The organism is Streptomyces sp. WAC04114 (assembly GCF_019733245.1).
Lineage (GTDB): Bacteria > Actinomycetota > Actinomycetes > Streptomycetales > Streptomycetaceae > Streptomyces > Streptomyces massasporeus_A.
In genome coordinates, this window is record NZ_JAIGQA010000251.1 from 1 (window position 1) to 9,345 (window position 9,345).

Annotated in this window: 6 protein-coding genes; all 6 read left to right on the forward strand. The window is 72.7% G+C overall.

The window, feature by feature from the left end; genetic code table 11:
• Nucleotides 1-1,339, forward strand: a 1,339-nt coding sequence (locus tag K4G64_RS36550; RefSeq protein WP_221760187.1) for a hypothetical protein, incomplete at its 5' end; no start/stop codon positions are given.
• Nucleotides 1,336-2,379 (forward strand): glutamate ABC transporter substrate-binding protein, encoded by a 1,044-nt coding sequence (locus K4G64_RS36555; protein WP_221760188.1) that lies wholly within the window; start codon nucleotides 1,336-1,338, stop codon nucleotides 2,377-2,379. The genes K4G64_RS36550 and K4G64_RS36555, both read left to right, overlap by 4 nt.
• A gap of 79 nt (nucleotides 2,380-2,458) precedes the next feature.
• Complete coding sequence (locus K4G64_RS36560; RefSeq protein ID WP_221760189.1) at nucleotides 2,459-3,793, forward strand: hypothetical protein; 1,335 nt, start codon at nucleotides 2,459-2,461, stop codon at nucleotides 3,791-3,793.
• Between the two features lie 17 nt (nucleotides 3,794-3,810).
• The gene (locus tag K4G64_RS36565) at nucleotides 3,811-6,354 is read left to right on the forward strand and encodes a serine/threonine-protein kinase (RefSeq protein WP_221760190.1); all 2,544 of its coding nucleotides are present in this window, start codon (nucleotides 3,811-3,813) and stop codon (nucleotides 6,352-6,354) included.
• Between the two features lie 3 nt (nucleotides 6,355-6,357).
• Entirely contained in the window at nucleotides 6,358-7,767 is a 1,410-nt protein-coding gene (locus K4G64_RS36570) for a PP2C family serine/threonine-protein phosphatase (protein ID WP_221760191.1), read from the forward strand.
• A 99-nt stretch (nucleotides 7,768-7,866) separates the two neighbouring features.
• Nucleotides 7,867-9,213, forward strand: a complete 1,347-nt coding sequence (locus tag K4G64_RS36575; protein ID WP_221760192.1) for a VWA domain-containing protein — start codon at nucleotides 7,867-7,869, stop codon at nucleotides 9,211-9,213.
• Nucleotides 9,214-9,345: the final 132 nt, after the last annotated feature.

Below are 9,345 nucleotides of genomic sequence, written 5' to 3' on the forward strand. Positions count from 1 at the left end.
CGCCGCGCCCCGTGCCACGACCCCCCGCCGCACCGCCTTCGCCGAGGGCCTCGACCAGCTGCGCTCCGCGGCCACCACCGAACCCGGCCGGCTGCGCATCATCGGCGCCCTGCTGGCCCTCCTCGTCGTCGCCTTCGGCGCCGTCACCGCCTGGCAGATGACCGACCGGGCGGCCGCCGCCGACGACGTCCTCACCCGCAGCCAGCCCCTCAGCTCGGACGCGGCCGACATCTACCGCTCCCTCGCGGACGCCAACACGGCCGCCTCCAGCGGCTTCCTGGCCGGCGGCCAGGAGTCGGCCGCCACCCGTGACCGCTACGAGCGGGACATCCGCACGGCCGCCGAGAAACTCGTCAACGCCGCCGCCAACGCCGAACCGGACTCGCCGTCCACGGCGACGATCGCCAAGCTCAACAAGCTCCTGCCGGAGTACAAGGGCCTGGTGGAGCGCGCCCGCACGTACAACCGCCAGGGCTTCCCGGTCGGCGGCGCCTACCTCCGCTACGCCAACGAGAAGATGCAGCACCAGATGCTCCCGGCGGCGGAGGACCTCTACACGAAGGAGAACCAGCGCCTCAGCGCGGACTACGCGGACGCCACGCCCTATCCCTGGGCGGCCATCGCCCTCGGCGTCGCCGCCCTGGCGGCCCTGGCCTGGGCCCAGCACCGCAACTACCGGCGGACGAACAGGGTCCTGAACCACGGCCTGGTGGCCGCCACCGCCACGGCCACGGTCGTCCTCCTCTGGCTGGTCGTCGGCCACACCCTCGCTCGCGCGGGCCTGAACGACTCCTACGACCACGGCGTCCGCTCCCTGAACGTCCTGCACGACGCGCGCATCGCCTCCCTCAAGGCCAGGGGCAACGAGAACCTCACCCTGGTGGCGCGCGGCGCGGAGACGAAGAAGGTCGGCGAAAAGACCTACGACGCCTACGACTACGACTTCGGCAGGGACATCAAGGCTCTCGCCGTGAAGCTGGCGGCGGCGGAGAAACTCGCCGACGACACCTCCGGCGAACGCCCCGTCACCGCCGCCGTGGGCAATATGACGGAGTGGAAGAAGCGCCACACCGCGGCCCGCGAGCAGGACGAGAACGGCAACTACCAGCAGGCGCTGGACCGGGTCATCGGCACCGAGGGCGCGACCGGCGAGTGCTTCGACAGCGTCGACGAGAACCTGCGCACGGCACTCGCGCACGAGGAGACGGAGTTCAAGCGCGCGGCGGGTGACGGCCGCGACGCGCTGACCGGCATGCCGGCGGGCGTGGCCGTACTCGCGGTGCTGGGCGCCGCGGGCGCGGTCGTGGGCATCGGCCGCAGGCTGTCGGAGTACCGATGAACGGGGCAGGGGCGAAGGGAGGAACGACCGTGCGAGACGCGCTCAGGGGCTGGGGCGGGGTGACCGCGATGGCTGTCGTCTGCGCCCTGGTGGCGCTGGTGGCCCTCTGCCTGCCGCCGCTCACCACGACCGCCCGGAACACCACCGCGACCACCTACGCCGCCGGGACCGAGGCGGAGGACTGCGAGGCCCCCGAGAAGCAGACGCTGGCGCCCTCCTCGGCCGACGGCGACACCATCCGCGCGATCAAGAGCCGTACGGGCGAGAAGCGCAAGCTGGTCGTCGGCGTCGACCAGAACAGCTACCGCTGGGGCTACCGCAACCCCAACAGCGGCAAGACCGCGGAGCTCGAGGGCTTCGACATCGACCTGGTCCACCGCATCGCCGAGGACATCCTCGGCGACCCGGACGCCGTCCAGTTCAAGGCGATCCCCACCGACCAGCGCATCCCGGCGATCCAGGACGGCCGCGTCGACATGGTCGTCCGCACGATGACGATCAACTGCGACCGCATCGGCGAGGTCGCCTTCTCCGCGCCCTACTTCAAGACCGGCCAGCAGGTCCTGGCCCCGAAGTCCTCCCCCATCGAGGGCTACGACGACACGCTCGCGGACCGCAGGATCTGCACGGCGGCCGGCTCCACGGCGTTCGCCGCGCTGGAGGCGGACCAGAAGGACGGCAAGCTCCCCGCCGGCACGGACATCTCCACCACCGTCCCGAACCAACTCGACTGCCTGGTGAGGCTCCAGCTCGGCGAGGTCGACGCCGTGGTCACCGACGGCGCCCTCGCGGCGAGCCAGGCGGCACAGGACCCGACGGTCCAGCTCAAGGGCGACGCCTTCACTGCCGAGTACTACGGCGTGGCGATGAAGAAGGACGCGGACGATCTGGTACGCCGGGTCAACCAGATCCTGGTGGACTACCGCAAGGACAGCGAGAACGGCTGGCAGGCGTCGTACGAGAAATGGCTGTCGGCAACACTGGGCAAGGATGCGAAGAAGTCGGAACCACCGGCACCGCAGTACCTCCGCACCACCTGACACCCTGCTGAACCCGCGAACACCCGCACCAGAAGACGACAGACGACACGCGAGACACGACCGCAGCGAGAGGTGATCGATGGGCGTCACGGGATCCACCGGGCCGGTGATGGACCGGGACGAGGTGGACCGTGCGCTGGCGCGGCTCGGCGCGGAGCACGAGGCGATCGAGACCTCGCTCCTCGCCCTGCAGGACCACGCGGGCCGCAGACTCCTGGAGGGCGCCGAGCTCACCGGCGTCACACGGGAGCGCTGGACGTCCACGGAGGCGTCGATCACGCTGCTGTGGACGTACTTCGACGCGTACACCGACGCGTTGCGCTCCGCCCGCGACATCCGCTCACGCCGCCGCTGGTCCAGCCGCGAGGACCTGGTGGAGCTGACGGAGCTGCTGAACGGCGACTCGGTGACCGTCGCGGGCAGCGCCTCGGCCACGGCCAACGCCCCTACTCTGCACGGCAGTCCGACGAAGCTCAGCGAGCGCTTCTCGCTCGACTCGCTCGTGGACCGGATGAACGAGCTGTACGCGACGAGCCTGGACATGGTGGTCGCCGCGGACGCGGTCTGGTCGGCCCTGCCGGCCCGGATCGACCTGCTCGCGGCGGAACTCCAGCGCACCCGGCGGCTCGCGCACTCGGTGGGCGTGCGCCCCGGCGAGCACCCGGCGGGCGACGACCTGGAGCGCATCACGCGGATACTGACGAAGCTGCGCGAACAGGTGGTCTCGGACCCGCTGGCGTTCTGGCAGGCGGCGGAGGGCAGTTCGGCGCCGGGCGGCGGCCGGCCGGACACCACGGTGTACGACCGCGAGGCGCGCGCCCTGGAGGAGGTACGCCGGGAGATCGACGCCGTACTGACCGTGCGGCAGGACGCCGAGAAGCGGATCGTGAAGCTGCGGGACATCCTCAGCCGCGCGGACCGCACGCTCGCCGAGGCGCGCACGGCACGCGGCGAGGTCCTCGCGAAGATCGCGGCGACGGAGGTGCCGGTCGTCGGCGGGCCGCCGACCGTGCTCCAGGAGCAGCTGGCGGCGGCGGCCGAGTACCGCAGGCAGGGGCAGTGGCACCGGCTGTCCCCGCTGCTGGATTCGCTGGAGCAGAAGGCGGAGGACGAACTGCTGCGCGCCCGTGAGTCGTTGACAGCGGTCACCGCCCCGCTGGCGGTCCGCGCCGAGCTGCGCGGCCGGCTCGACGCGTACAAGGCGAAGGTCGCCCGGCACGGCTTCGCCGAGGACGCACTGCTGGTGGAGCGGTACGAGAAGGCACGCCGCATGCTGTGGAGCGCGCCCTGCGACCTGCGCGCCGCCGAGCAGGCGGTGCTGCGTTACCAGCACGCGGCGGCGGAGCTGTTCGGCGGCCCGCGGGTGCCGGGGCAGGGTGTGCCCGAGGACGACCGGAGGGGGCCGGGCGCGTGAGCGACGAGGGGGAGTCCATGAGTCAGGCACCGCACGAGCCGGCGGGCGGGCCTCCGCGCGCCTGCCAGCGCCCGACGTGCGAGGGCACGTACGCGGACGTGGGCGGCGGCGAGCTGTACTGCGACACCTGCGGCCTGGCCCCGGTCGTCGCCGCGAACGGCGAGGTCGGTTCGCCGCCCACCGGCATCACCGCCGGGGGCAGGGGCGGCTCCCGCGGCTCCGCCGGAAGCGGCAGTTCCCGCTCCAGCAGCCGCAGTTCACGGACGTCCTCCCAGTCGTCGAAGTCCCGCCGCTCGGTGTCGGGACGCCTGTCGCGGTCCCTGTCGGGCAAGTCGACGGGCCGCTCGGTGTCGGTGCGCAGCTCCGGCTCGACCGCCGGGTCCGGATCCCGGGGCCGGCTGGGCGCCGGTCTGGTGCAGGTGCCGCCGATCCCGCGGCCCGACCCGCGCGAGATGGTCCTGGACAACCCCGAGGTGCCCGAGCGGAAGCGGTTCTGCTCGCGCTCCGACTGCGGCGCCCAGGTGGGCCGGGCACGCGGCGACCGGCCGGGCCGTACGGAGGGCTTCTGCACCAAGTGCGGCCATCCGTACTCCTTCGTGCCGAAGCTGAGGGCCGGGGACGTGGTGCACGGCCAGTACGAGGTGGTCGGCTGCCTGGCGCACGGCGGTCTCGGCTGGATCTACCTCGCCGTCGACCGGGCGGTCTCGGACCGCTGGGTGGTCCTCAAGGGCCTGCTGGACACGGGCGACCAGGACGCGATGGCGGCGGCCATCTCCGAGCGGCGCTTCCTCGCGGAGATCGAGCACGCCAACATCGTGCGGATCTACAACTTCGTGGAACACCTGGACCAGCGCACGGGTTCGCTCGACGGCTACATCGTCATGGAGTACGTCGGCGGCAAGTCCCTCAAGGAGATCGCCAACGCCCGCCGCACCCCGCAGGGCAGACGCGACCCGCTGCCGGTGGAGCAGGCCTGCGCCTACGGCATCGAGGCGCTGGAGGCGCTCGGGCACCTGCACAGCCGGAACCTGCTGTACTGCGACTTCAAGGTCGACAACGCGATCCAGACCGAGGACCAGCTCAAGCTGATCGACATGGGCGCGGTGCGCAGGATGGACGACGAGGAGTCGGCCATCTACGGCACGGTCGGCTACCAGGCCCCGGAGGTGGCCGAGGCGGGCCCGTCGGTGGCGAGCGACCTCTTCACCGTCGCCCGCACCCTCGCCGTCATGACCTTCGACTTCCAGGGCTACACGAACGTCTACGTGGACTCCCTGCCCGACCCCGACCACATCGAGGTGTTCCGGCAGTACGAGTCGTTCTACCGGCTCCTGGTCCGGGCCACGGATCCCGACCCGGCGCGCCGGTTCGCCTCCGCGCAGGAGATGACCGAGCAGCTGACGGGCGTCCTGCGGGAGGTCGTCTCCCTGCAGACGGGCCGGGCCCGCCCCGCCCTGTCCACGCTGTTCGGGCCGGAACTGCGGGTCACGGACACGGAGTTGTTCCCCAGGCTGGACGGCGAGGTGTCCCGGCTGGGGGCGCGGGTGGTGCGGGCCCGGGCCGGCGCGGGCGCTCCCGCCGCCCTGCCGCAGCAGCGTCCCGAGACCCCGCGGAGTCTCGTCAAGCCCGTCGACACCCCCGCCGCCGCCTTCGCCCTGCCCGTCCCGCGCGTCGACCCGACCGACCCGAACGCCGGTTTCCTGGCGGGCCTGATGACCTCCGCCCCCGCGGAGTTGCTCGGCGCCCTGGCAGCGGCCCCCGCTCCGTCGATCGAGACGCGGCTGCGGCAGATCCGGGCATGGCTGGAGACCGGTGAACCGGCCGCCGCGCTGCAGGCGCTGGTCGCGCTGGAGGGTGAGCGGCCCGACGACTGGCGGGTGGTCTGGTACCGGGGTGTGGCCGCGCTGGTGACCGGCGACGACGAGGGTGCGGCGCTCGCCTTCGACGCGATCTACGACGCATTCCCGGGCGAGATCGCGCCCAAGCTGGCGCTCGGCCTGTGCGCGGAGGTGCTGGGGCAGCTGGACAACGCCGCCGAGTACTACCGGCTGGTGTGGTCGACCGACCCGAGTTATGTGAGCGCCGCGTTCGGCCTGGCGCGCGTCCAGCTGGCGACCGGGGACCGGCGCGGTGCCGTACGGACGCTGGAGTCGGTTCCGGAGTCCTCGATCCACTACACGGCCGCGCGGGTGGCGGCGGTCCGGGCGCGGCTGCGGCAGCGCACGGCGAGCGCCTCCGACGCGCCGTTCCTGGAGGACCTGACGGCCGCCGCGGCGCAGGTCGAGGCACTGGAGGCGTACGGTCTGGATCCGGCACGGCGGGAGCAGTTGTCGGCCGAAGTCCTCGGTTGCGCGCTCGACTGGGTACTCTCCGGGGGCCAGGGTTCCGTCCCTCCCGCCGCCGGGGGACGGACACTGCTCGGCAGTGGCCTGGACGAGCGGGGCCTGCGTTTCGGTCTGGAGCGCTCGTACCGCATGCTGGCCCGGCTGGCGCGGGGCGGCGAGGAGAGGATCGACCTGGTGGAACGTGCCAATCGTTACCGCCCCCGGACGTGGGTGTAGTTGATGTCGCAGATGCCCCAGTTGTCCGCCTGCCCGAGCTGCGAGGAACCCCTCGAGTCGGGTGACCGTTTCTGCGGCGCGTGCGGATACGACCTGTCCGCCGTGCCGGCACGGCCGGAGGACAACCCGACCATCACCATGAACGGCTCGGTGCCCACCCAGGGCGCTCCGGCCGGTGCGTACCCCGAGCCCCCGACGGCGCCACCCGCCGGCGCGGCCTGGCCCGCCCCCGGGCCCGACGGCGCGGGCGCCCCCGAGGCGGTGCACCTGCCGACGGACCTGCCGGGCACGGACTCGGGCGGCTCCGCGCTGCCGCCGGAGACACCCCCGCCGCCGAGCGCCCCGCCGGTCGCGGGCGTGCGGTTCGACCGGCCGCCGCAGCCCGACGGGCCTGCCGCGTCGCCGGAGATCTACCAGACACAGCCCGACGAGTACCTCCTCCAGGCACCGGACCCACGGGTGTCCGCCGAGCCGGCGGCCCAGGCCGCGGCCACCGGCGGCAAGGTCTGCGTCGCCTGCCGGGCCGGCCGCGTGGACGACGACGGCTACTGCGAGAACTGCGGCCACGCCCAGCCGCGCGAACGGGACCACATGGAGCAGGAGTCCGGCCCGGTGGCCGCGGTCAGCGACCGCGGCCTGCGCCACCACCGCAACGAGGACGCGTTCGCCATCGGCACCACGGCGCTGCCCGACGGCTCCCCCGCCTCCGTCGCGATCGTCTGCGACGGCGTCTCCTCGGCGACCCGCCCCGACGACGCCTCCGCCGCGGCGTCCAGGGCGGCGGGCGAGACGCTGCTGGCTGCCCTGCCGCGCGGCACGCACCCGCAGCAAGCGATGCACGACGCGATCCTCGCCGCCTCGCGCGCCGTCAACTCGCTCGCCGCGGAACCCGCCACGGCCCGCGAGCAGGCCCCCCACCAGAACGCCCCGGCGTGCACCATCGTCGGTGCCGTGGTGACGTCGGGCCTGCTGATCGTCGGCTGGGTCGGCGACAGCCGCGCCTACTGGGTCCCGGTCGACCGCAGCGCTCCCCCCGCCCGGCTCACCGAGGACGACTCCTGGGCCGCGCAGATGGTCGCGGCGGGCCTGATGAACGAGGCCGAGGCCTACGCCGACGAGCGCGCCCACGCGATCACCGGCTGGCTCGGCGCGGACGCCTACGAACTGGAACCGCACACCGCCGCGTTCAAGCCGGACCGCCCCGGTGTGGTGGTGGTCTGCACCGACGGCCTGTGGAACTACGCGGAGGCGGCCGAGGAGATGGCCCGGGTCGTCCCGCTCGACGCCGCCGTGCACCCCCTGCACAGCGCCCGGGTGCTCCTCGGCCACGCGCTGGACGGCGGGGGCCACGACAACGTAACAGTGGCGCTCGTGCCGTTCCCGGCCGTGCCCCAGGGGGCAGGATCGGCCTGAGGCCACGTACGGGGACGCCTCGGCGGACCGGAGGGGACCGGTCCGCCTACCGTCATCACCCCGCCTCGGCGGGGGCTTTGAAGGGGGATCGAAGCAGGCATGGCCAATTTCTCGAAGTCGAACGTGCCCCAGTTCTCGGTGGACGTCTACCAGAACGAGTACCTGCCGGAGGGCGCCGGCGAGGTCAACGCCATCGTCACGGTGACGGCGACCGGCGGCGGCACGATCGGCAGCGCGGTCGCGGCGCCCCACCTCTACTCGCCCGGCCAGGGCCCGTCCGCGGCCGTGGCGATCATGGTCGACTGCTCGGGGTCGATGGACTACCCGCCGACCAAGATGCGCAACGCCCGCGACGCGACGGCCGCGGCGATCGACACCCTGCGCGACGGCGTGCACTTCGCGGTGATCGGCGGGACGCACGTGGCGAAGGAGGTCTACCCGGGCGGCGGGCGCGTCGCGGTCGCCGACGCCACCACCCGCGAGCAGGCCAAGCAGGCGCTGCGCTCCCTGAGCGCCGGCGGCGGCACGGCCATCGGCACCTGGCTGAAACTCGCCGACCGCCTGCTCTCCTCCGCGGACGTCGCGATCCGGCACGGCATCCTGCTCACCGACGGCCGCAACGAGCACGAGTCGCCCCAGGATCTGAAGGCCGCGCTCGACGCGTGCGCCGGTCGTTTCACGTGTGACGCGCGCGGCGTGGGCACCGACTGGGAAGTGAAAGAAGTCACAGGGATCGCCTCGGCCCTGCTCGGCACCGCCGACATCGTCGCCGATCCGGCCGCGCTCGCCGCCGACTTCACGCACATGATGGAGACGGCGATGGGCAAGGAGGTCGCGGACGTCTCCCTGCGGCTGTGGACCCCGGTCGACACCACCGTGAAGTTCGTCAAGCAGGTCGCGCCGACGGTCGAGGAGCTGACCGGCCGGCGCACCGAGGCGGGCCCGCGCGCGGGCGACTATCCCCTTGGTTCCTGGGGAGACGAGTCCCGTGACTACCACGTCTGCGTCGAGGTCCCGGTGGCGAACATCGGGCAGGAGATGCTGGCGGCCCGGATCTCCCTGGTCATTCCGCAGCCCGACGGCAGCGCCCAGAACCTCGGCGCGCAGGGCCTGGTGCGGGCCGTGTGGACGGACGACATGGTCGCGTCGACGTCGATCAACCCTCAGGTCGCCCACTACACCGGGCAGGCCGAACTGGCACAAGTCATCCAACAGGGTCTGGATCTTCGCAAGTCTGGCGATATGGACGGAGCAACGGCCAAACTGGGCCGGGCCGTTCAGCTCGCGAGTGCCTCCGGGAACGCCGATACTGCGAAACTGCTTGCGAAGGTGGTGGACGTGGTCGACGCCGCGACCGGTACTGTGCGACTGAAGGCGAAGGTCGCGGAGGCTGACGAGATGACGCTCGAAACGCGCTCCACCAAGACCGTTCGCGTCAAGAAGTGACCTAGAAGAGATCGAAGGAGGGACGCGCCGACATGCCGACCTGCCCGAACGGACACCAGTCGGGTTCCGACGACTGGTGCGAGGTCTGCGGTCACCGCATGGCGGGTGCCGTGCCTCCGCCTCCTCCCCCGC

Coding starts and splice junctions, on each gene's coding strand:
- K4G64_RS36555 (WP_221760188.1), top strand. CDS start 1,336: ATGAACGGGGCAGGGGCGAAGGGAGGAACGACCGTGCGAGACGCGCTC.
- K4G64_RS36560 (WP_221760189.1), top strand. CDS start 2,459: ATGGGCGTCACGGGATCCACCGGGCCGGTGATGGACCGGGACGAGGTG.
- K4G64_RS36565 (WP_221760190.1), top strand. CDS start 3,811: ATGAGTCAGGCACCGCACGAGCCGGCGGGCGGGCCTCCGCGCGCCTGC.
- K4G64_RS36570 (WP_221760191.1), top strand. CDS start 6,358: ATGTCGCAGATGCCCCAGTTGTCCGCCTGCCCGAGCTGCGAGGAACCC.
- K4G64_RS36575 (WP_221760192.1), top strand. CDS start 7,867: ATGGCCAATTTCTCGAAGTCGAACGTGCCCCAGTTCTCGGTGGACGTC.